Annotated in this window: 21 protein-coding genes; 8 read left to right on the top strand and 13 right to left on the bottom strand. The window is 60.3% G+C overall.

Going from position 1 to position 22,502, the window contains the following annotated elements; genetic code table 11:
- Nucleotides 1-6: 6 nt before the first annotated feature.
- Entirely contained in the window at nt 7-1,188 is a 1,182-nt protein-coding gene (locus ABX75_RS12120; RefSeq protein ID WP_034114959.1) for an aminotransferase class V-fold PLP-dependent enzyme, read from the top strand.
- Nucleotides 1,189-1,289: 101 nt separating this feature from the next.
- Here ABX75_RS12120 and ABX75_RS12115 read toward each other — a convergent pair whose 3' ends face one another.
- Genes ABX75_RS12115 through zwf form a run of 3 tightly spaced genes read right to left on the bottom strand, consistent with a single transcriptional unit; the run spans nt 1,290 to nt 4,139 of the window.
- A complete protein-coding gene (locus ABX75_RS12115; RefSeq protein WP_026067364.1) occupies nt 1,290-1,955 on the bottom strand; it encodes a bifunctional 4-hydroxy-2-oxoglutarate aldolase/2-dehydro-3-deoxy-phosphogluconate aldolase in 666 nt (221 codons plus the stop codon).
- Nucleotides 1,956-1,972: 17 nt separating this feature from the next.
- Nucleotides 1,973-2,686: a 6-phosphogluconolactonase gene (gene pgl, locus ABX75_RS12110; RefSeq protein ID WP_034100055.1), complete on the bottom strand. Its 714-nt coding sequence runs from the start codon at nt 2,684-2,686 to the stop codon at nt 1,973-1,975.
- The gene (gene zwf, locus ABX75_RS12105; protein WP_034100057.1) at nt 2,673-4,139 is read right to left on the bottom strand and encodes a glucose-6-phosphate dehydrogenase; all 1,467 of its coding nucleotides are present in this window, start codon (nt 4,137-4,139) and stop codon (nt 2,673-2,675) included. Before zwf ends, pgl begins: the two co-directional genes overlap by 14 nt.
- Nucleotides 4,140-4,358: 219 nt before the next feature.
- Between zwf and ABX75_RS12100 the strand changes: the two genes are divergently transcribed.
- Nucleotides 4,359-5,219 (top strand): MurR/RpiR family transcriptional regulator, encoded by an 861-nt coding sequence (locus ABX75_RS12100; protein WP_169868275.1) that lies wholly within the window; start codon nt 4,359-4,361, stop codon nt 5,217-5,219.
- A 114-nt stretch (nt 5,220-5,333) separates the two neighbouring features.
- On the opposite strand, the gene ABX75_RS12095 is transcribed toward ABX75_RS12100, so the two are convergent.
- The 10 genes from ABX75_RS12095 to ABX75_RS12050 all read right to left on the bottom strand — a co-directional run bounded on the left by ABX75_RS12095 (nt 5,334) and on the right by ABX75_RS12050 (nt 16,378).
- The gene (locus tag ABX75_RS12095) at nt 5,334-6,179 is read right to left on the bottom strand and encodes a D-hexose-6-phosphate mutarotase (protein ID WP_034100061.1); all 846 of its coding nucleotides are present in this window, start codon (nt 6,177-6,179) and stop codon (nt 5,334-5,336) included.
- A gap of 97 nt (nt 6,180-6,276) precedes the next feature.
- Nucleotides 6,277-7,623, bottom strand: a complete 1,347-nt coding sequence (locus tag ABX75_RS12090; protein WP_040269278.1) for a carbohydrate porin — start codon at nt 7,621-7,623, stop codon at nt 6,277-6,279.
- Between the two features lie 86 nt (nt 7,624-7,709).
- Nucleotides 7,710-8,870, bottom strand: coding sequence for an ABC transporter ATP-binding protein (locus ABX75_RS12085; RefSeq protein ID WP_034100065.1), 1,161 nt, complete (start codon nt 8,868-8,870; stop codon nt 7,710-7,712).
- A 2-nt stretch (nt 8,871-8,872) separates the two neighbouring features.
- Nucleotides 8,873-9,718: a carbohydrate ABC transporter permease gene (locus ABX75_RS12080; protein ID WP_034100067.1), complete on the bottom strand. Its 846-nt coding sequence runs from the start codon at nt 9,716-9,718 to the stop codon at nt 8,873-8,875.
- A complete protein-coding gene (locus ABX75_RS12075; protein ID WP_034100069.1) occupies nt 9,711-10,619 on the bottom strand; it encodes a carbohydrate ABC transporter permease in 909 nt (302 codons plus the stop codon). The genes ABX75_RS12080 and ABX75_RS12075 overlap by 8 nt, the downstream gene beginning before the upstream one ends.
- 93 nt (nt 10,620-10,712) lie before the next feature.
- Nucleotides 10,713-11,999, bottom strand: a complete 1,287-nt coding sequence (locus ABX75_RS12070) for an ABC transporter substrate-binding protein (RefSeq protein WP_034100070.1) — start codon at nt 11,997-11,999, stop codon at nt 10,713-10,715.
- A gap of 104 nt (nt 12,000-12,103) precedes the next feature.
- The gene (locus ABX75_RS12065) at nt 12,104-13,363 is read right to left on the bottom strand and encodes an AGE family epimerase/isomerase (RefSeq protein WP_047881994.1); all 1,260 of its coding nucleotides are present in this window, start codon (nt 13,361-13,363) and stop codon (nt 12,104-12,106) included.
- Nucleotides 13,364-13,478: 115 nt separating this feature from the next.
- Nucleotides 13,479-14,306 carry an ATPase gene (locus ABX75_RS12060; RefSeq protein WP_034114963.1) on the bottom strand — a complete coding sequence of 276 codons (828 nt, stop codon included), beginning with the start codon at nt 14,304-14,306 and terminating at the stop codon, nt 13,479-13,481.
- A 127-nt stretch (nt 14,307-14,433) separates the two neighbouring features.
- Entirely contained in the window at nt 14,434-15,432 is a 999-nt protein-coding gene (locus tag ABX75_RS12055) for an NAD(P)-dependent oxidoreductase (RefSeq protein ID WP_034139103.1), read from the bottom strand.
- A 52-nt stretch (nt 15,433-15,484) separates the two neighbouring features.
- Nucleotides 15,485-16,378 (bottom strand): LysR family transcriptional regulator ArgP, encoded by an 894-nt coding sequence (locus tag ABX75_RS12050; protein ID WP_047881993.1) that lies wholly within the window; start codon nt 16,376-16,378, stop codon nt 15,485-15,487.
- Between the two features lie 98 nt (nt 16,379-16,476).
- On the opposite strand from ABX75_RS12050, the gene ABX75_RS12045 reads away from it, so the two are divergent.
- The 6 genes from ABX75_RS12045 (at nt 16,477) to ABX75_RS12020 (ending at nt 22,344) form a co-directional block, all read left to right on the top strand.
- Nucleotides 16,477-16,878, top strand: a complete 402-nt coding sequence (locus ABX75_RS12045; RefSeq protein ID WP_034114966.1) for an ACT domain-containing protein — start codon at nt 16,477-16,479, stop codon at nt 16,876-16,878.
- Between the two features lie 5 nt (nt 16,879-16,883).
- Nucleotides 16,884-17,483: a LysE/ArgO family amino acid transporter gene (locus ABX75_RS12040; protein ID WP_034100080.1), complete on the top strand. Its 600-nt coding sequence runs from the start codon at nt 16,884-16,886 to the stop codon at nt 17,481-17,483.
- Between the two features lie 178 nt (nt 17,484-17,661).
- A complete protein-coding gene (locus ABX75_RS12035) occupies nt 17,662-18,258 on the top strand; it encodes a superoxide dismutase (protein WP_003212997.1) in 597 nt (198 codons plus the stop codon).
- Nucleotides 18,259-18,409: 151 nt separating this feature from the next.
- A complete protein-coding gene (locus tag ABX75_RS29390) occupies nt 18,410-18,586 on the top strand; it encodes a hypothetical protein (RefSeq protein WP_158248577.1) in 177 nt (58 codons plus the stop codon).
- Between the two features lie 235 nt (nt 18,587-18,821).
- On the top strand, nt 18,822-20,873 hold the full coding sequence (locus ABX75_RS12025) for a bifunctional diguanylate cyclase/phosphodiesterase (protein ID WP_034100084.1): 2,052 nt from the start codon (nt 18,822-18,824) through the stop codon (nt 20,871-20,873).
- Nucleotides 20,874-21,000: 127 nt separating this feature from the next.
- Nucleotides 21,001-22,344, top strand: a complete 1,344-nt coding sequence (locus ABX75_RS12020; protein ID WP_034100086.1) for an imelysin family protein — start codon at nt 21,001-21,003, stop codon at nt 22,342-22,344.
- Nucleotides 22,345-22,502: the final 158 nt, after the last annotated feature.

Here is a 22,502-nt window from a genome sequence, read left to right as displayed (position 1 = left end):
CCACCCATGCCCAGCAACGCCCAAAACGAAGCGCATTGGCAAGCCATCGCTCAACGCTATGACTGCGAGCCAGGCCCTATCAATCTTGAGAACGGTTACTTCGGCCGCATGAGCCGCGCGGTGCAGGCCCAGTACCTGGAGCATGTGGCGTTTATCAACCGCAGCAATGCGGTGTATGTGCGCCAGCGTTTCGAACAGGGCGAAAACATCGAGATCCGGCGCCAGCTCGCCGCCTTGATAGAGGTGGAACCCGAGTCGGTGGCATTCACCCGCAACGCCACCGAAGCCTTGCAGTCGCTGATCCGCAACTACAACCGCCTGCAACCGGGTGACCAAGTGCTGATCAGCGATCTGGAGTACGACACGGTCAAGGGCGCGATGCGCTGGCTGGCGGCGCATCGCGGTGTGGAGGTTATCGAACTGTCCCACGCCCATCCGGCCAGTTTCGACAGCCTGCTACAGACCTATCGTGATGCCTTCGCCCAATACCCGCGTCTCAAGCTGATGGCCATGACCCACGTTACCCATCGCACCGGGCTGGTAATGCCAGTGGCCGCCATTGCTCAGGCGGCACGGACGCACGGTGTTGACGTGATCCTCGACGGTGCCCACGCCCTTGGCCAGATCGACTTCAACTTGGCCGATCTGGGCATCCAGTTCGCCGGGTTCAACCTGCACAAATGGATCGGCGCACCGTTGACCCTGGGCTTCCTGTATATCGCCCCCGAGCGCCTGGCCGATATCGACCCGGACATGGGCGAGTTCCACTACCCCATCACCGATGTACGCGCGCGGACGTCCTACAGCACGCCGAATTTTCCGGCGCTGATGACCTTGCCACTGGTATTGGATGAGCATCGCGCACTGGGTGGCGCGGCTGCCAAAGGTGCGCGGGTCAATTACCTGCGGGATACATGGGTGAGCCAGGTACGGTCATTGCCGGGGATCGAGGTGCTGACGCCGGATGACCCGAGGCTGTATTGCGGGATTAGTGCTTTCAAATTCAGCGGTCGGGACCAGCAGGCGATGGCGGACCGTTTGCTCAAGGACTACAACGTCTTCACCACGACCCGTGTCGGGGCCTCGTTCGGGACGTGTATCCGGATCACCCCCGGGTTGGTCACCTCGGTGGCGGACATCCATCATCTGGCCAATGCCATCACCGAACTGCACCGCAGCCCTCTATAAAAGCAGGCGCAGTTTTATTGCAGGCAAAAAAAAGCGGTACACCGACCAAGTGCACCGCAAAAATGCCGTTAAGCACAGCAACAACGATTCGGTAAATCAGATCAATCCAACAGCGCCAGGGCCTGGGCGGTAACTTCCTGGATGCGTGCCCAGTCGCCGTTCTTGACCCACTCTGGGTCGAGCATCCAGCTGCCGCCCACGCACATCACGTTTTTCAACGCCATGTAGCTTTTGATATTGGCCGGGCCGACGCCGCCGGTCGGGCAGAATTTCACTTCGCCGAACGGGCCGCCCAGGGCCTTGATTGCCGCTACGCCACCGCTGACTTCAGCGGGGAACAATTTGAAACGACGGTAGCCCAGGCCATAGCCTTCCATGATGCCGGACGCATTGCTGATACCCGGCAACAGCGGGATCGGGCTGTGCACCGAGGCTTCCAGCAGGTCGCGGGTAATCCCGGGGGTGACGATAAACTGCGAGCCGGCCACTTCCGCGGCCTCCAGCATGTGCCGATCCAACACGGTGCCGGCGCCGGTGCACAGTTCAGGACGCTGCTCGCGCAGCACCTGAATGGCCTTGAGACCGAACTCCGAACGCAGGGTCACTTCCAGCGCCGTCAGGCCGCCGGCCGCCAGGGCATCGGCCAGGGGCAGAATGTCCTGTTCGCGGGCGATGGTGATCACCGGCAGAATCCGCGCCTTGGCGCAGAGGCTGTCGATCAAGGCAACTTTATCCGCCATGGACACGGTCGGTTGAGGGCTTTTCATAGCGGCTGATCCTTGGCTCATGGGCACCAGTAAATCTCTAAAGTAGGTTGCAGAAACGCGCGAATCGGCATGGCGGCGACGTCGTCACTGGCCAGCGCGGCGCTCAAAGTGGTCAATTTCGAACTGCCGGATATCGACAGCACGGTGTAGCGGGCCGTGGCCAGCAACGCGCGACTCATGGTCAGGCGCTGGTGCGGCACGGTCGGCGCCAGCATGGGCCAGCAACGGCGGGTACCGTCGGGCTGCAGGGCTTCGTTCAGGTTCGGGCTGTTGGGAAACAGCGACGCGGTGTGGCCGTCATCGCCCATGCCCAGCACCAGCACATCGATGGCGGGCAGTTCGGCCAGCAGGCGATCGGCCTGCTCGGCAGCCTCTTCCAGGTTCGCGGTGGCGCTGTACAAACTGAGGAACCGCGCCTTGGCGGCCGGGCCCTGCAGCAGATATTTCTTCAATAGGCCGGCATTGCTGTCGGCATGCTCTACCGGCACCCAGCGCTCATCGGCGAGGGTGATGGTGACCTTGGACCAGTCCAGGCCCTGCTTGGCCAGGTTCTGGAAAAACGCCACCGGGCTGCGCCCACCAGACACCACCAGCGTCGCTTCGCCACGGGCGCTGATGGCCGTGCGCAATTGTTCGGCCACATCGTTAGCCAAACCGTCCGCCAGCAACGCAGGCGTACGGTACTCATGGGCGCTGACGCCCTGCGGCAGTTTCAATTCAGATATCGCCATACCATGACCTCCCATCCCGCGTGATCAGTGCAATGGAGCTCATCGGCCCCCAGGAGCCCGCCGCATACGGCTTGGGCGCATCACCGGATTTTTTCCAACCGGCGATCAACTGGTCACACCACTTCCACGCGGCTTCGATTTCATCTTTGCGAACAAACAGGTTCTGATTGCCGCGCATCACTTCCAACAGCAAACGCTCGTAGGCATCAGGAATGCGCGTACTGCGGTAGGTGTCGGAAAAATTCAGTTGCAGCGGGCCGCTGCGCAGTTGCATGCCTTTGTCCAGGCCCTGCTCCTTGGTCATTACCCGCAAGGAAATCCCTTCGTCCGGTTGCAGGCGGATGATCAGTTTGTTGCTGATCTGCAGGCGCTGCTCGGGGGCGAAGATATAGTGGGACGGTTCCTTGAAGTGGATAACGATCTGCGACAGCTTTTGCGGCATGCGCTTGCCGGTACGCAGGTAGAACGGCACACCGGCCCAACGCCAGTTACGGATATCGGCACGCAAGGCGACGAAGGTTTCGGTGTCGCTCTGGGTGTTGGAGTTTTCTTCTTCCAGGTATCCCGGCACCGGCTTGCCGGCGCTGTAGCCGGCGATGTACTGGCCACGCACCACTTGGGTGGTAAGGCCGTCCGGGCTGATCGGCGCCAGGGCCTTGAGCACCTTGACCTTCTCGTCACGGATGCTGTCGGCGGACAGGTCGGCCGGTGGGTCCATGGCGATCAGGCAAAGCAGCTGCAACAGGTGATTCTGGATCATGTCCCGCAGCTGGCCGGCTTTGTCGAAATAACCCCAACGACCTTCAATGCCCACTTGCTCCGCCACGGTAATTTCTACGTGGGAAATGTAGTGCTGGTTCCACTGGGTCTCGAACAGGCTGTTGGCAAAACGCAGCGCAATCAGGTTTTGAACGGTCTCTTTGCCCAGGTAATGGTCGATGCGGTAGGTGCGGTTTTCCGGGAAAAACTGCGCCACGGCGTCGTTGACCTTGCGCGAGGACTCCAGGTCCGAACCGATGGGTTTTTCCAGCACCACGCGGGTGTTGTCCGCCAGGCCGACCTTGGACAAATTTTCGCAGATCGCGCCATACACCGCCGCCGGAGTGGCGAAGTAGGCAATCAGGCGTTGTTCGGTGCCGGCTTTTTCAGCCAGGGCCACGTAGTCGTCGGCTTTCATAAAGTCGACATGGACGTAGGTCAGACGCGCCAGGAAACGCTGGGCGATGCTGTCGTCCAGTTCCTTGCCGACGTATTTACGCAGTTCTTTTTCGATATGGGCCAGGTGCTGCTGCTCGGAGCCGGCTTCACGGGCCAGGGCCAGGATGCGCGTGTCTTCGTGCAACAGACCTGCACCATCCAACTGATAGAGGGCAGGAAATAACTTGCGTAGCGCCAGATCACCCAAGGCGCCAAACAGGGCAAAGGTGCAGGGTTCCACGGTTATCGAAGGCATGATGTTTGTTCTTTTATCAAGTTAAGCTACAAATACCTTTTTTCAAGGTATCACTCAAGGAAAAATGTAGTAATAACCACAACATTTTCCCGAAATACGCATTGCGAGTGGTGGTGTTCAGCTACCCTCAGTAGGATAGGCCACCGCAAAAGGCCGCTCGTCGATTGCTTGCCGCCCTTAATTTGCATCGTCGCCCGAAGGAAAGACTGAATGGACCGCGTGCGAAATCTTCTGGAGCAGATCCAGAGCCGCCTCGAAGACTTGAACAAGGCAGAGCGCAAAGTCGCTGAAGTCATCCTGCTCAACCCGCAGCAGGCCACACGCTTCTCGATCGCCGCCCTCGCCCAGGCCGCCTCGGTCAGTGAACCGACGGTCAACCGTTTCTGCCGTTCATTCGGCGTGAGCGGTTACCCTGAACTCAAATTGCAGTTGGCGCAAAGCCTGGCCAGTGGCGCGGCTTATGTCAGCCGCGCCGTGGAGGCCGATGATAACCCGGAGGCCTACACGCAGAAGATCTTTGGCAGTGCCATCGCCTCCTTGGACAGCGCCTGCCAGGCCCTGGACCCGAACCTGATCAGCAAGGCCGTGGACCTGCTGATCCAGGCTCGGCAGATCCACTTCTTCGGCCTCGGTGCTTCGGCCCCGGTGGCCATGGACGCCCTGCATAAGTTCTTCCGTTTCAACCTGGCGGTCACCGCCCACGCCGACGTACTGATGCAGCGCATGATCGCCTCGGTGGCCCATACCGGTGAGCTGTTCGTGATCATTTCCTACACCGGGCGTACCCGCGAGCTGGTGGAAGTGGCGCGTATCGCACGCAGTAACGGCGCCTCGGTGCTGGGCGTGACCGCCGAGAACTCACCGTTGGCCAAGGCCAGTACGGTGAGCCTGAATATTCCACTCCCGGAAGACACGGATATCTACATGCCGATGACGTCGCGGATCATCCAACTGACCGTGCTGGATGTGCTGGCCACCGGCATGACATTGCGTCGCGGGGTGGATTTCCAGCCGCACTTGCGCAAGATCAAAGAGAGTCTGAACGACAGCCGGTATCCGGTGGGGGATGAGTTTAACTAAGCTCGAATCTCTACCAGCAGTACCGCCGCCATCGCGAGCAAGCCCGCTCCCACAGGGCAATGCGTTCCAAATGTGGGAGCGGGCATGCCCCCGATGAGGCCACAAGCAACAACGCTAAACTCCAGCCCGAGCTTGCAAACTCAGGTGCGCCCGCTCCCCCGGCGCCAAACTGGCCCCGGCCATCGCCGACTCCACACACACAAACCCCGACGCCTCGTTAAAACTCACGCCCAACAGCGGTCGGCTGCCCGGATGCCACACCACAGTGTCGGCACTCTCGCCCGTGTCGATGCACAGTTCGCGCTGCCAGGCGTGATCCTTGAGGTGCAGTTCGCCTTCGTGCTGGAACACCCGCTGGCATCCGCCCTCTACGCGCAACTCGCCCTCCTGCTGGCACATCTGGCGGTTGAGCTGATCGTAACCTTGCGCGCCTTCGAGCCCAGACAGCGCTACCTCATCAACGTGACCAATACGCCAGTAAGCGTGCAACGCATGGCTTAACTGGCACGGCAGTTCGTCCTGATGCTCGGTGCTCAGGCGCAAATCCAAGGTAGCCCCCAAGTGCGCGTGCAGGTCCACCTGCCAGTCGCACAGTTGCAATTGCCAGTGCAGGTTCACGCCTTCGTCATCGCTGGAGCTATCGAGCAGTTTCCAGTCGATCAGGCGCGCCCAGCCATGGGACGGCCAGGCGTTTTCGCTTGGGTGACGGCCATACCATGGCCAGCACACCGGCACGCCACCACGAATGGCACCGACCTGCGGCCACTTGGTCGCGCACCACAGCCAGGGCTTCTGACCACGCGGCTGAAAATGCAACAGTTGCGCGCCCTGGCGACTGAATACCGCCTGGCACAGCGGATGATCGATCACCAACACGTCGCGCATCTGAAAGCGTTCCCAGGCGAACACTGGACGTTCGCGCAGGGATTTGAAAAAGCGTTGCAGCGGATGCTCATGCATGTGCCACGGTCCTGTATCACAGTGCTGCGCAAAAAAAAGCGGATAGCCATGGCTATCCGCAAATGCGCACAGAGAGAAGGAGCTTATCGCAACAGCGTTAGAACGTAGACTGAATTTTCAGACCCGCTACCAGCGCGTTATCGACTTTGTCCACGCCGCCAGGCTGCACGACGTATTGCAGGTTGGGACGTACGGTCAGCCAGTTGGTAACGTGGAAGCCGTAGTTGAGTTCGAAGTTGTATTCGGTCTCACGAATCGGCGTGTACAGCGGGTTGTCATAGTCGCTGACGCCGTTAGCGGCATTGAGCAGTTCCGAGTTGCGCTTGACGTCATTGTTGACATGCAGGCGCGCGGCACCAATACCGACGTCGTCTTTTGGACGCGCATCGAATGGGCCTTTGTACACCAGCATGAGCGACTGATAGTTGTCGACCAGGTTGGTTTCCTTGTCGTGGAAAGTGGCGTTGGCTGCGATGTTCAGGCCGCGCGACGCGTCGCCGTTATGGGTGGTGAGTTGCTGCTGCGCAACGAACCAGTAGCCTTTTTTGCTGCTGCGGGTACGGAAGTCAGCACCACTGAGGACCGCATCGCCACCGTTGACGTCTTTACGCACATCCGGAGCATCGGCGGCGCTCTTGTAGTAACCCACACGGTATTCGCCCGGCAGGTTATTCACTTTCGGCGACCAGACCAATTCCACCGGGATCACAGTACCTTTGGTACCACTGCCGCTGAGTTTGAAGCCGTTGCCGTGTTCAAGCTGCGACGGGTTCTGGTTGTAGGCACCGATCTGGGCATACAGCTCAGGGGTGATGTTGTACTTGACGCGGATAGCCGCCTGGCTGACTGGCCAGTTGTACCAGGTGTTGACGTAGTTACCGACCTGGGAGCCGCAGAACGACAGGTTCTGGAAGTCGCATGGGAAGGTGTTGAAGTCTTCGCCTTCACCGAAGTAGCCCAGTTTCACGTCCAACTTGTTGTCGAACATCTGGTGCTGGATCCAGAACTGGGTCAGACGCACCATATGGCCACGGCCATACACTTCTTGGGACGAACTCAGCGTGCCGGCACGCGGGTCGCCAATACGGTCGTTGGAGATGTTCTGGCCGTTACGATTGGTCAACTGGATCTTGGCCTGGGTGTTATCCCAGCCCCACAGTTTTTGCAGGTCCAGCGCCACACCCAGACCGAACTGGTCGGAGTAGCGACCGGTCTTGTCGTTGTTGTAACCACCGTGGGCGTTGTAGCCCATTTCCCCGACGTAGTCGGCCTTGATGTCGATACCTTGCTCGATCAGCTTAGTACGCTCGCCACCCCAGTCGCCGGTCATCCACTTGGAATCGGCGCTGAATGCATCGGCCGCCATCGCATTGGCGGACAATACCAGGGCTGCTGCTGCTGACAGTTGGCAGATCAGCCGAGTGTTGTTGTGTTGCTTTTTCATCCCTACATCCTCGTCTTTATTGTTATTAAACTGTTTTTATCTAACGCGGGTTACATTTTTTTAATCAAAACAACAAGTTATCTCGATCAACGGCCCTTGAACTGGGTCACGTTGTCGGCAGGCACCTGAGCAGGCAACGCGGCGGCAGTGCCCAAACGCTCGCCAGTGTTGGCGTCAAACAGCAGCACCTTGGCCGGGTCGAACTGCAGGGTCAGGGTCTCGCCCACTTGCGGTGCCACATCCGGTGCCAGGCGGCAGCAGACTTTGGTGTCATTGAGCTGCACGAACACCAGGGTGTCCGGGCCGGTAGGCTCGGTAACCTGGACTTCGGCGCGAATACTCGACGAGCCATTGCCCTCCCCTGCCGCCAGCACGATTTGCTCCGGGCGCAGGCCCAGGATCACATCGCGGTCTTCCAGACCGGCGTCGTTCATCCCCAGTGGCAATTCGCAACGGGCTTGACCGCTGTCGAGCAGCGCTACCAACTTCCCGTCTTTGCGTTTTAGACGCATAGGAACGAAGTTCATCGGTGGTGAACCGATAAAGCTTGCCACAAACAGGTTAGCCGGGTCGTTGTAAATTTCCTTCGGCGTGCCGAATTGCTGGATGATGCCGTCCTTCATCACCGCCACTTTGTCGCCCAGGGTCATCGCTTCGATCTGGTCGTGAGTCACGTAGACCGTGGTGGTCTTGAGGCGCTGGTGCATCAGCTTCATTTCGGTGCGCATCTCAACCCGCAGCTTGGCGTCGAGGTTGGACAGCGGTTCGTCGAACAAGTAGATCTTCGGCCGACGCGCCAGGGCACGGCCCATGGCCACGCGCTGTTGCTGGCCGCCGGAAAGCTGGCCCGGCTTGCGGTTGAGCAAATGTTCGATCTGCAGCAGCTTGGCCACGCGCGCCACTTCGGCGTCGATATCGGCCTGGGGCATCTTGCGGATTTTCAGGCCGAACTCGATGTTCTCGCGCACGCTCATGGTTGGGTACAGGGCGTAGGACTGGAACACCATGGCGATGTCGCGATCCTTGGGGCTCATGCCGCTGACGTCCTGATCACCGATCATGATCGCGCCACCGGTGATGGTTTCCAGGCCCGCGATGCAGTTCATCAGCGTGGATTTACCGCAACCCGATGGGCCGACCAGGATCAGAAACTCGCCTTCCTTGATCGACAGTTCGATGTTCTTCAAGGTGTCGGGCAGGCCGGGGCCATAGGTCTTGTTTACATTGCGAAGTTCGAGCGTAGCCATGATTACCCCTTGACCGCGCCGGCCGTGAGGCCGCGCACGAAATACTTGCCTGCGATCACATAGACCAGCAGGGTCGGCAGCCCGGCGATCATCGCCGCCGCCATATCCACGTTATATTCCTTGGCCCCGGTGCTGGTGTTGACCAGGTTGTTCAGCGCCACGGTGATGGGCTGGGAGTCGCCGCTGGAGAACACCACACCGAACAGGAAGTCGTTCCAGATCTGAGTGAACTGCCAGATCAGGCAGACCATGATGATCGGCGTCGACATCGGCAGAATGATCCTACGGAAAATCGTGAAGAACCCCGCACCGTCTAGGCGTGCTGCCTTCACCAGTGCATCCGGAATGCTGACGTAGTAGTTACGGAAGAACAGTGTGGTGAACGCCAGGCCATAGACCACATGCACGAACACCAGACCGGTAGTGGTGCTGGCCAGGCCCATCTTGCCCAGGGTGAACGACGCCGGCAGCAGCACGGTCTGGAACGGCAGGAAGCAGCCGAACAGCAACAGGCCGAAGAACAACTGCGAACCACGGAAGCGCCACATCGACAGCACGTAACCGTTCAACGCGCCGATGGCGGTGGAAATCAGCACCGCAGGCACGGTGATCTTGATCGAGTTCCAGAAGTAACCATCCACGGTGGCCCAGGCCTTGACCCAGCCGATACCGCTGACCACGGTGGGCCAGCTCAGCAGGTTGCCGGTGCTGATGTCTTCGGGGGTTTTGAAACTGGTCAGCAACATCACCACCAGCGGTACCAGGTACAGCAGCACCGCCAAGATCAGCACCGCGTAGATCGCGATGCGACTCAGGCTGATGGAAGGTTTGGCAGCGAGACTAGTCATGACGCTTGGTCCTCAGCTCGGAGTACAGGTACGGCACGATGATCGCGAGGATCGCACCGAGCATCAGGATTGCACTGGCCGAGCCCATGCCCATCTGGCCACGGCTGAACGTGAACGAGTACATGAACATCGCCGGCAGGTCGGACGAGTAGCCGGGGCCGCCGGCGGTCATGGCCGCCACCAGGTCGAAGCTCTTGATCGCAATGTGCGCCAGGATCATCACCGCACTGAAGAACACTGGGCGCAGGCTCGGCAGCACCACGCTCCAATAAATACGCGGCATGCTCGCACCGTCGATCTGGGCGGCACGGATGATCGACTGATCAACGCCGCGCAGGCCGGCGAGGAACATCGCCATGATGAAACCGGAGGCTTGCCACACGGCGGCGATGACCAGGCAGTAGACCACGCGGTCCGGGTCGATCAGCCAATCCAGACGGAAGCCTTCCCAGCCCCAGTCACGCAGGAGTTTGTCCAGGCCCATGCCCGGGTTGAGCAGCCATTTCCAGGCCGTACCGGTGACGATCATCGAGAGCGCCATCGGGTACAGGTAAATGGTGCGGATAAAGCCTTCGCGACGGATACGCTGGTCGAGGAATACCGCCAGCAGCACGCCGATCACCAGGGTAATACCGATGAACATCCCACCGAACACGGCCAGGTTCTTGCTCGCCACCCACCAGCGGTCGTTGTCGAACAGACGCTGGTACTGGGCAAGGCCGGCCCATTTGTAGTTGGGCAGGAACGTGGACGTGGTGAACGACAGCACAAACGTCCACAGGATGTAGCCATAGAAGCCGACCAACACGATGAACATGCTGGGCGCCAGCACCAGTTTAGGTAGCCAGCGCTGCAATGCATCGAACGGCGAGGCCTTGCTGAACACAGCAACAGAACTCATGGGGAAATCCAATAATAAGACTGAAGGCAGCTACAAGCGGCAAGCGTCAAGACATACCGCGCCCGCTTGCAGCTTGTAGCTTGTAGCTAGTTCCTACTTGGCAGACTTGATCGCAGCGCCGAGTTTCTTGGCGGTGTCGGCCGGGTCGGCTTTCGGGTCGTTGATGTAGTTGGTCACGACATCGAAGAACGCGCCTTGCACAGCCAAGGTGGTGGCCATGTTGTGGGCCATGCTTGGTTGCAGGCCGCCGGTCTTGGCATCAGCCAGGAAGTCCTTGGCCGCGGTCTGGGCGCAGGAATCGAAGCCGAGCTTGTCCATTTCATTGAGCATGTCAGTTCGAACAGGGATCGAACCCTTGTTGATGCTGAAGACTTTCTGGAAGTTTTCACCCAGCACGACTTTGGCAATGTCCTGCTGACCGGCCGCAGTGCCTTTGTCTTTCTGCTTGAACACCGCCAGGGAGTCGATGTTGTAGGTGAAGGCTTTGTCGGTACCTGGGAAGGCTACGCACTCGTAATCCTTGCCGGCGACTTTCTTGGCGGCGGTCCACTCGGATTTGGCCCAGTCACCCATGATCTGCATACCGGCCTTGCCGTTGATGACTTTGCCGGCTTCCAGGTTCCAGTCCTGGCCCTTGCCGTCGACATCCATGTAGGTCGCGACTTTCTTCAGCTCAGTCAGGGCCTTGACCATTTCCGGGCCGGTCAGCGCGGCGTTATCCAGGTCGACCAGGGCTTTCTTGTAGCCATCGGCGCCCATCACCGACAGGACTACGGCTTCGAACACGGTGCTGTCCTGCCAAGGCTGGCCACCGTGGGCGAGCGGAATGAAACCCGCGGCCTTGAGCTTGTCGCCCGCTGCGTAGAATTCTTCGAGGGTGGTCGGGTTCTTGGTGATGCCGGCTTTCTTGAAGACTTGCGGGTTGATCCACAGCCAGTTCACACGGTGGATATTGACCGGTACGGCAACATAGTCACCTTCGTACTTCACGGTATCGGAGACTTTTTTGTCTAGCAGCGAATCCCACTTTTCTTCTTTAGCGACGTCTTTGAGCACGTCGGTGTCGAGCAGGCCGGTGGACGCCCATTCCTGGATGTCGGGGCCTTTGATCTGGGCTACACCCGGTGGGTTGCCAGCGACGGCGCGGCTTTTGAGCACGGTCATGGCAGTCGCGCCACCACCGCCGGCGACGGCACCGTCTTTCCAGGTGAAACCGTCTTTCTCAACTTGGGCCTTCAGGACATCCACAGCCGCTTTTTCGCCACCCGAGGTCCACCAATGCACCACTTCAACCGTACCTTTGGAGTCGGCGGCAAATGCACTGAGGGGGAACAACGAGGCAACGGAAATAGCAACGGCGAGGCGATTAATCGCGTTCATCTGAGTACCTTTTTTTGTTGTTATGCATGCAAGTCTTAGGCTTGCGCTGCACGGAGTTTAAACATGGATTTTTGGGGCGCAGGTAACAAAGGGATGCACAAACGTCACCACTTGGTGACATAGCTCCCGGCGTTCAAGGCGCTGGTCATGCTGGGCGCCAGCGGCAGCGCAGGCAGCACCACCGCTTGCCAGGCATGGTACAGGTCTGGCTTGCCGCCCCAAATCTTGCTGCTGGGTTGGTTATGTGGGCTGAGCTCGTGGTGCCAACTGCCCTGGACGCGGTCGATAAAGTGGCTGTCGCAGAATTCCCAGATCCGCCGGTACCAGGTTTCGTAGTGCAGCTCGCCGGTGCGCTTGAGCAGGGCCTGGGCGGCGGCGCTGGCTTCAGCGTGGGTCCAGTGCAGGCGCTCGCGCACCACCGGGCGATGGTTCCAGTCCAGGGTGTAGACAATTCCCGGCGCACCGTCCACAGACCAGGCGTATTCGCTGGCACTGGCGAACAGGCCCTTGGCGTCACCCAGCAGCCACGCGGGGGTGGGCAACCCGGCATGCAGGCGCGCGGCCTCAAGGTGCAGCATCAGCCGCGCCCATTCGAAACCATGGCCGGGGGTGATGCCATAGGGGCGGAAACCATCGGCGGGGTTGTCTTCGTTGTAGGCCAGCAGGGGTTGCCAATGGGCGTCGAAGTGTTCGATCACCATGAATTGGCTGCCGGCGGCATGCTGGTGAATCAATCGCTCGACGATCCGCAGCGCGCGGTCCAGCCAGCGCGTATCGCCAGTGACATCGGCCAGGGCGAGGAAGGCTTCGGTAGCGTGCATATTGCTGTTGGCGCCGCGATAGGCCTCCAGCCCGCTCCAGTCCTGGGCAAAGGATTCGAGCATCACGCCCTCCTCTTCGCTCCAGAAAAACTGGTCGATGATATGGATAGCATCGGTGAGCAACTGCTGCGCGCCGGGCGCACCGACCACCACCGCAGAACTGGCGGCCAGCGCCACGAATGCGTGCAGGTAGGCGGCTTTACCTCGGTTGCCATCCAATGCACGAGGCGTGGCGAACCAGCCGCCGTGTTCAGGATCCCGCAACGGGCCGCTGAGGGCCGCAACGCCATGAGCCACCAGCTCGGCGTAACCGGGCAAGCCCATGGCATGGGCCATGGCGAAGCTGTGGGTCATGCGGGCGGTGTTCATGGTTTCGGCGTGAGCGTCGGCGGGCAATCGGCCGGTGGCGTCCAGGTTGCCGAAGCCGTCGGGCAGCCGCGAGGCTTTGGCGAATGTCAGCAGGCGCTGGCCTTCGGCGGCGAGCCAAGCGTGATGGGCAGGTGCATTCAGCCAACTGCTGGCGGGCAGTGGTTGGGTGGTCATGGGGGCGGCCCTTATTGTTTTTTGTGGGATGACCGGAGTCTAAACAAGGGCCTTGCGGGGGCATGTAACGAAGGGGATAGGAAATGTCACCGGACGGTGACATTTCCTCAAGCGATTATTGCGTCGGTGCGGCGATCTGGCGCTGCAGGTTCTGCACCTGGCTTTGCAGGGTAGTGATATTGCGCGTGGTCTGGATGCGGAACACATCGAATTCCTTGTTGGTGGGCGCATCACTGTTGAGTGGCTGAGTCTCCTGCGCACTCTTGAGCACCACCAGGTCCTGCTCAAGGCGGGCAATGGCGGCGCTTGGGTTACCCTGCTTTTTCAGCGCGGCAACGTCGGCGACCAGGTCCTTGATCTCGGCGTCGCGCTTGGCGGTATCGCCCTGGGCGGCCTTGAGCGTCGCCACGGCGTCGGTGAGGGCTTGCACCTGGCCTTGCAACTTGGCATTGGCGTTGGACAAGTCGGTGGTGCTGGCCGTCATCTGAGCCAGGCGCTTGTCCAGCTCGGTGGCCTGGCCGGCCACGCCGAGTTGCTGCTTGCCCTGCTCCAGCAATTGCTTTTCCAACTGCTGGATCTGCAATTTCAACGCTTCGCTGCCGTTGTTCACATTGGCTTCACTGGCCACGACCTTGCCGGAAATGTCCTGCAAGCGCCCGGCCGCTTCTTCGCTGATGCGCGCAAAGCTCTCCTGGGTGGCAACCAATTGCTGGCCCATCAGGGAAATCTGCTGGAAGCTCCACCAGGCCAGGCCGGCGAAGGCGATCAGCAGCGCGCCGATCAAGGCCCACAACGGCCCGGTATTGGCGCTCTTGACCTTGACCACCGGCGTCGTGCGCGAACGCACCGAGGTGGCCGGGGTGGGTTCGAAATCATCGTCGTCCCCAAGGTCGGCCCGCAGGCTGGGAACGTTGTCGAAATCGTCGTTGGCATCGTTACGCATGGATCAACCCTGAATCATTGAAATGGCTGGCTGGAACGCCGAGCGGCGGCAGTATAAACCGCCGCCCCGCCGCACTGATCGACCGGGAACCCCACATTCGGTTCCCGGTATGTTGCCGCTTGTGACCTTACCGGGTGCCCGGATCCTGAGCCTTCCACCAGCCGCAGAACTCGTCGAGGGCGGTCCACAGGCTGACCTTGGGCTCATAGTCCAGATAATGCCTGGCCCGACTGATGTCGAGGGTGAAATCTTTGTTCATGACCTGCATACCCAGGCGCGACAAGGCAGGCTCCGGTCGACCGGGCCAGATCGCACAAAATGCCTCGTTCAACGCTGCCACGCTGTAGGACAAACCGTAGGAACGATACCGTGTGACCTGGGGCAACTGCATTTGGCGCATCACGTAGTTCACCACATCCCACACCGGCACCGGCGCGCCATTACTGATGTTGTAGGCCTTGCCCAGTGCCGATCCGGTGGCGAGCAAACTGCTGAGCAGCGCTTCATTGAGGTTGTGCACGCTGGTGAAGTCGACCTTGTTCAGGCCGTCGCCGACGATCGCCAGGCGGTTCTTGCGCTGCATGTTCAGCAAGCGCGGGAAGATGCTCATATCGCCGGCCCCCGTCACGAAGCGCGGGCGCAGCGCCAGCACCTCAAGACCGAACTCCTGGGCGCCGAACACTTTTTGTTCCGCCAGGTATTTGGTAGCGGCATAGGGATGCTTGAAGCGCTTGGGCACTTGCTCTTCAGTCAGGCCCAAGTGGTCGCGGCCGTCAAAGTAGATCGACGGCGAGGACAAATGCACCAGACGCCGGACCCGCTCCTTGAGGCAGGCTTCGACCACGTTTTCGGTGACCAGCACATTGCCTTGATGGAAGTCCTGATACTTGCCCCACAGCCCCACGGCGCCGGCGCAGTGCACCACGGCCTCCACGTCTCGGCACAGGTCGCGCACCAGGTCGGCGTCATTCAGATCACCTTGGATAAACTCGGCGCCACGCCGCACCAGGTGCTCTACACCTTCGGCGCGTCGCCCGTTGACCCGCACGTCCAGGCCCTGCTCCAAGGCAAAACGCGCAAAGCGCCCGCCGATGAAGCCGCTTGCGCCGGTGACCAGAATCTTCATGTATTACCCCGTGTTCTTTCATTTTTCATCGCGGTTGCCTTGACGCACGCCGTCAGTCCAACGGCACCAACCATTGGCCGCACGCGTGGACCAAATGGTCAGTCAACAAGTTCAGCAATTGCCCGCCACTGCGCCAATGATGCCAGTACAACGGCACATCGATCGGCTTATCTGGCAATAACTCCACCAACACGCCTTTTTGCAACTGGTCGCGCACCTGTAGTTCGGGGACGAGGCCCCAGCCCAGCCCAGCTTCCGTCAGGCGAATAAAGCCTTCGGACGAGGGGCATAAATGGTGTTCGAAACCGCCATCCACACCGAGCGACGCCAGGTAACGGTGTTGCAGGAAATCATCCGGGCCAAACACCAGCGCCGGGGTGCGGGCCAACTGATCGGCACGCACACCGCCGGCAAAGTGCCGCGCAATAAAGGCCGGGCTTGCCAGTGCGCGATAACGCATGGCGCCCAGCAACAGGCTACGCGCGCCGGCCACCGGACGCTCGCTGGCGCAGATGCAGGCCGCTACCTCACCGGCGCGCATGCGCTTGAGGCTGACGGCCTGGTCTTCCACCACCAGATCCAGCAGCAAGTGCTGCTCGGCGCAAAACCCACTGACCGCCTCAGCCCACCAAGTGGCCAAGCTGTCGGCATTCAAGGCGATACGCAGGCGCTCGGGCATGCCCTCTTCGTCCAGCGCCGGCACCTGACTCTGCAGGTCACGTTCCAGCAAACGCACCTGTTGCACATGGTTAAGCAGGCGACGGCCGATCTCCGTGGGCGCCGGCGGCGTAGCCCGCACCAGCACCGGTTGGCCAATACGCGCCTCCAGCAGTTTGATGCGCTGGGAAATCGCCGACTGCGACACCCCCAGCACCTGCGCACCGCGTTCGAAGCCAGCCTGTTCCACCACCGCCGCCAGGGCAGAGAGCAATTTATAGTCGAACATCAGTTTCTCTAATGAGCGATCAGCAATATTGGTTTTTCTTATACAGCTTGCGCCGGGAGAATAGCCAGCATTGCTTCTCTTTATAAGGAACCCCGCCTATGGCCGGCGAAACCGCACTGGCAACGCTGCTGCGCAGCATGAGCCCACACCTCAATGAGGGTGACTACGTATTTTGTACCCTGCCCGACGGCCGTATCCCGCCAGCCTGCGAGGTCATCGGCAGTTTCCGTGAGCAGGAGGGCCTGACCCTCATCGTCGAACGTCAGCAGGCAGAACAGGCCGGGCTGGCGTTCGAGTACGTCGCCGCATGGATCACCTTGAATGTGCATTCGGCCCTGGAAGCCGTAGGCCTGACCGCCGCCTTCGCCAGCGCCCTGGGCAAGGCCAGCATCAGTTGCAACGTGATTGCCGGCTATTACCACGATCACCTGTTTGTCGGCCGCGCCGATGCCGAGCGCGCCATGGCTGTACTGCGCCAATTGGCGGCGACCGCGGAGTAAACCTTATGTGGCAAAGCTATCTGAACGGTCTGTTGGTCGCGCTGGGGTTGATCATGGCGATCGGCTCGCAAAACGCCTTTGTATTGGCGCAGAGCCTGCGCCGTGAACATCACTTGCCCGTGGCGGCACTGTGCGTGGTCTGCGATGCAATTCTAGTGGCCGCCGGGGTGTTTGGCCTGGCGACAGTGCTGGCGCAAAACCCGCTGCTGCTGGCAATTGCACGCTGGGGCGGTGCCGCGTTCTTGCTGTGGTACGGCACTTTGGCGCTGCGCCGGGCGTTTTCCAAGCAGAGCCTGGAGCAAGGCGGCAGTCTCAAGGTCCGCTCATTGCGCGCGGTGCTGCTGAGCGCACTGGCGGTGACATTGCTCAATCCCCATGTGTATCTGGATACCGTGTTGCTGATCGGCTCGTTGGGCGCTCAGCAAACCGAGCCTGGCGCCTATGTCGCCGGCGCCGCCAGCGCGTCGTTCCTGTGGTTCGCCACTCTAGCACTCGGCGCGGCCTGGTTGGCTCCGTGGCTGGCGCGTCCATCGACCTGGCGCCTGCTGGACCTGCTGGTGGCGATCATGATGTTCAGCGTGGCCTATCAATTGATCAGCGCGTGAGCAATATTCCAAAACGCTCTGGAACCTCTATCCCACACAGTTGTTGCGTGGTTTTGCCACACCCCCGGTGCTATGATCCTGCCCCTGCGCCGCAAAGAGTACAAACTCCCCGGCGCATGTTTGGCCGCCCGTGATCGGCCTTGCGCTCACCGCAACTGACCTGATTAGGAGAATCATCATGGCTTTCGAATTGCCGCCGCTGCCCTACGCACACGATGCCCTGCAGCCGCACATCTCCAAGGAAACCTTGGAGTACCACCACGACAAGCACCACAACACCTATGTCGTGAACCTGAACAACCTGGTGCCTGGCACCGAGTTCGAAGGCAAGACCCTGGAAGAGATCGTCAAATCCTCTTCGGGCGGCATCTTCAACAACGCCGCTCAGGTCTGGAACCACACCTTCTACTGGAACTGCCTGGCGCCAAACGCCGGCGGCCAACCTACCGGCGCACTGGCTGAAGCCATCAACGCGGCGTTCGGTTCGTTCGACAAGTTCAAGGAAGAGTTCACCAAAACCTCCGTCGGCACCTTCGGTTCCGGTTGGGGCTGGCTGGTGAAAAAGGCTGACGGTTCCCTGGCTCTGGCCAGCACCATCGGCGCCGGCAACCCGCTGACCAGCGGCGATACTCCGTTGCTGACCTGCGACGTGTGGGAACACGCTTACTACATCGACTACCGCAACGTACGTCCAAAGTATGTGGAAGCGTTCTGGAACCTGGTCAACTGGAAGTTCGTTGCCGAGCAGTTCGAAGGCAAGACGTTTACTGCCTGAGCATCGCTTGCAGTATGAAGAGCCCGGCAATCGCCGGGCTTTTTCTTGGCCGCTATGATTGCCATGCCAGAAATACAGGAACCCAACGGTAATAATTAACCACATAGACATCAGGAGGAATGAACCTCCTCAATCAATGTGGAGAATGACGATGGACCCTATTTCAGCGATCTTGGGCGCACTTCCCATCGGAATGGGCCTGCTCGACAAGGGCCTGGACCTTGCAAATAGCGGTATGGACTTGGCGAACAAACTCGCAGACATGGCCTCTCAGGGCGCCAAGATCGGCGGGGAAGCCCCCCAGCCAGAGAGCAAGATTAATTATTAAGAAAATCGTCGAACTGGAAGGCGGATCTCCTCCGCCTTCTCCCGCCCGGTCTGCGGCGCATGTGCTGCCCCTTTGCCCGCTTCTGAAAGTCCCGACATAAGTTGTCGCCGCTGCTCTTTCATCCAGCAAAACCCTCAATTTATCTCAGCCCCTAATGTCCCTTTGACTGCCATCACCAGATTGCCAATACTCATGGCATATTGAAGGCCACCCGCATGAGACAAGGAATGCCCCTTTGAAGCTGGAACTCAAGAACAGCTTGTCGGTGAAGTTGCTACGGGTTGTGCTGCTGTCGGCGTTGGTCGTGGGCGTGGCGCTGAGCGTGGCGCAGATCGTGTATGACGCCTACAAGACGCGCCAGGCCGTGGCCAGCGATGCCCAGCGTATCCTCGATATGTTTCGCGATCCCTCTACGCAGGCCGTGTATAGCCTGGACCGCGAGATGGGCATGCAGGTAATCGAGGGGCTGTTTCAGGACGACGCGGTGCGCATGGCCTCCATCGGCCATCCCAACGAAACCATGTTGGCGGAAAAAAGCCGCGCGTTGCAGCACGCCCCAAGCCGCTGGCTGACCGACCTCATTCTTGGCCAGGAACGCACCTTCACCACGCCCTTGGTGGGCAAGGGGCCTTACAGCGAGTACTACGGCGATCTGAGCATTACCCTCGACACCGCCACCTACGGTGAGGGATTTATCGTCAATTCGGTGATTATTTTCATTTCCGGGGTGCTGCGCGCATTGGCCATGGGGCTGGTGCTGTATCTGGTCTATCACTGGTTGCTGACCAAACCGCTGTCGCGGATTATCGAGCACCTGACATCCGTCAACCCGGACCGGCCCAGCGAACACAAAATCCCACAGCTCAAGGGCCACGAACGCAACGAACTGGGGTTGTGGATCAATACCGCCAATCAGTTGCTCGAATCCATCGAACGCAACACCCACCTGCGCCACGAAGCCGAATCCAGCCTGCTGCGCATGGCTCAGTATGACTTTCTCACCGGCCTGCCGAACCGCCAGAAACTGCAGGAGCAGTTGGACAAAATCCTGATCGACGCCGGCCGTCGTCAGCGCCGTGTCGCGGTGCTGTGTGTGGGGCTGGACGATTTTAAAAGCGTCAATGAGCAGTTCACTTACCAGGCCGGCGACAAATTGCTCCTGGCTCTGGCCGATCGCCTGCGCGCCCACAGCGGCCGGCTCGGCGCCCTGGCCCGCCTGGGGGGCGATCAGTTCGCCCTGGTGCAGGCCGATATCGACCAGCCCTACGAGGCCGCCGAACTGGCGCAAAGTATCCTGGATGACCTCGAAGCGGAATTTGCCTTCGAGCACGAACAAATCCGTCTGCGCGCCACCATCGGTATCACGCTGTTCCCTGAAGATGGCGACAGCACGGAGAAGTTGCTCCAAAAAGCCGAACAGACCATGACCCTGGCCAAGAGCCGTTCACGCAACCGTTACCAGTTCTATATCGCCAGCGTCGACAGCGAAATGCGCCGGCGCCGCGAGCTGGAAAAAGACCTGCGCGATGCCCTGAGCCGCGAGCAGTTTCACTTGGTGTATCAGCCGCAGGTCAGCTATCGCGAACAACGTGTGGTCGGCGTCGAAGCCTTGCTGCGCTGGCAGCACCCCGAGCACGGGCTGGTACCGCCGGACCTGTTCATCCCCCTGGCCGAGCAGAACGGCACCATTATTCCCATTGGCGAATGGGTGCTGGATCATGCCTGCCGGCAATTACGCGAATGGCATGACCAGGGCTTCACCCAACTGCGCATGGCGGTCAACCTCTCGACGGTGCAGCTGCACCACGCCGAGCTGCCACGGGTGGTCAACAATCTGATGCAAATCTACCGCCTGCCGCCACGCAGCCTTGAGCTGGAGGTCACCGAAACCGGCCTGATGGAAGACATCAGCACTGCCGCCCAGCACCTGCTGAGCCTGCGCCGTTCTGGCGCCCTGATCGCTATCGATGACTTCGGCACCGGTTACTCCTCCTTGAGTTATCTCAAAAGCCTGCCGCTGGACAAGATCAAGATCGACAAGAGCTTCGTCCAGGACCTGCTGGACGATGATGACGATGCCACCATCGTGCGGGCGATCATTCAACTGGGTAAGAGCCTGGGCATGCAGGTGATCGCCGAGGGGGTGGAAACCGCAGAGCAGGAGGCTTATATCATCGCCGAGGGCTGCCACGAGGGTCAGGGTTACTACTACAGCAAACCCCTGCCGGCGCGGGAGTTGGCGGTTTTTTTGAAGCAAGTCGAGCGCAATAACGCGGCCATTCTTTGACCTGGCGAAACGATACTGAATATTTCCCGCTTATAACCCTTTACACAAAATGCAAATCTTTCGCATTATGTTGCAGTTTTGCGCGGCTCCCGCGCGCCCTCTCAACAACCGAAGCAGGATGTTCGCCATGATTCGTATGCCCCTGGCCACCGCCAGTCTGCTGGCCATTGCCATTTCTCTCGCCGGCTGCGGCGAAGGTAAAGACAAAGCCGCCGCGCCCCAGGCGCCGACCCCGGCGGCCAGCACTGCCGCGCCAGCGGCGCCCGCCCCTGCCGGAAAAGTCGACGAAGCCGCCGCCAAGGCCGTGGTCGCGCACTACGCCGACATGGTGTTCGCGGTGTACAGCGATGCCGAATCCACCGCAAAAACCCTGCAAACCGCCATCGACGCGTTCCTCGCCAAGCCCAACGATGAAACCTTGAAAGCCGCGCGCACCGCCTGGATCGCCGCGCGCGTACCGTACTTGCAGAGCGAAGTGTTCCGTTTCGGCAACACCATCATCGACGACTGGGAAGGCCAGGTGAACGCATGGCCCCTGGACGAAGGCCTGATCGACTACGTCGACAAGTCCTACGAGCACGCCTTGGGTAACCCCGGCGCCACCGCCAACATCATCGGCAACACCCAGGTTCAGGTTGGCGAAGACAAGGTCGATGTGAAAGACATCACCCCGGAAAAACTCGCCAGCCTAAATGAGCTGGGCGGTTCCGAGGCCAACGTGGCCACCGGCTACCACGCCATCGAATTCCTGCTGTGGGGCCAGGACCTCAACGGCACCGGCCCAGGCGCCGGCAACCGCCCGGCCTCGGACTACCTGACCGGCGCCGGTGCTACCGGCGGCCACAACGAGCGTCGCCGTGCCTACCTGAGCGCGGTCACCCAATTGCTGGTCAGCGATCTGGAAGAAATGGTCGGCAACTGGAAACCCAACGTCGAAGACAACTACCGCGCCACGCTGGAAGCAGAACCGGCTACCGACGGCCTGCGCAAAATGCTGTTCGGCATGGGCAGCCTGTCCCTGGGCGAACTGGCTGGCGAGCGGATGAAAGTGTCCCTGGAAGCCAACTCGCCGGAAGACGAGCAGGACTGCTTCAGCGACAACACCCACAACTCGCACTTCTATGACGCCAAGGGCATCCGTAACGTCTATCTGGGCGAGTACACCCGTGTGGACGGCACCAAGATGACCGGCGCCAGCCTGTCCTCCCTGGTGGCCAAGGCCGACCCGGCTGCCGATACCGCGTTGAAAGCGGACCTGGCGACCACCGAAGCGAAGATCCAGGTCATGGTCGACCACGCCAACAAGGGCGAGCACTATGACCAATTGATCGCCGCCGGTAACGACGCCGGTAACCAGATCGTGCGCGACGCCATCGCCGCCCTGGTCAAGCAAACCGGGTCGATCGAAGCCGCAGCGGGTAAGCTGGGCATCAGCGACCTGAACCCGGATAGCGCCGATCACGAGTTCTGATCAGTGCCGAGTTGAAAGAGGCGACCTTCGGGTCGCCTTTTTTATAGCCACACAAAACCATGTGAGAGGGCGCTTGACCCCGATGGCAGTGTTTCAGTGAGGGCGGTATCGGCTGACCCACCGCCATCGGGGTTCATGCCCGCTCCCACATTTGAGTC

Origin of the sequence: Pseudomonas sp. ARP3 (genome assembly GCF_001029595.1) — a bacterium.
GTDB classification, from domain to species: domain Bacteria; phylum Pseudomonadota; class Gammaproteobacteria; order Pseudomonadales; family Pseudomonadaceae; genus Aquipseudomonas; species Aquipseudomonas rhodesiae.
This window is presented reverse-complemented; position numbering and strand designations above follow the sequence as displayed.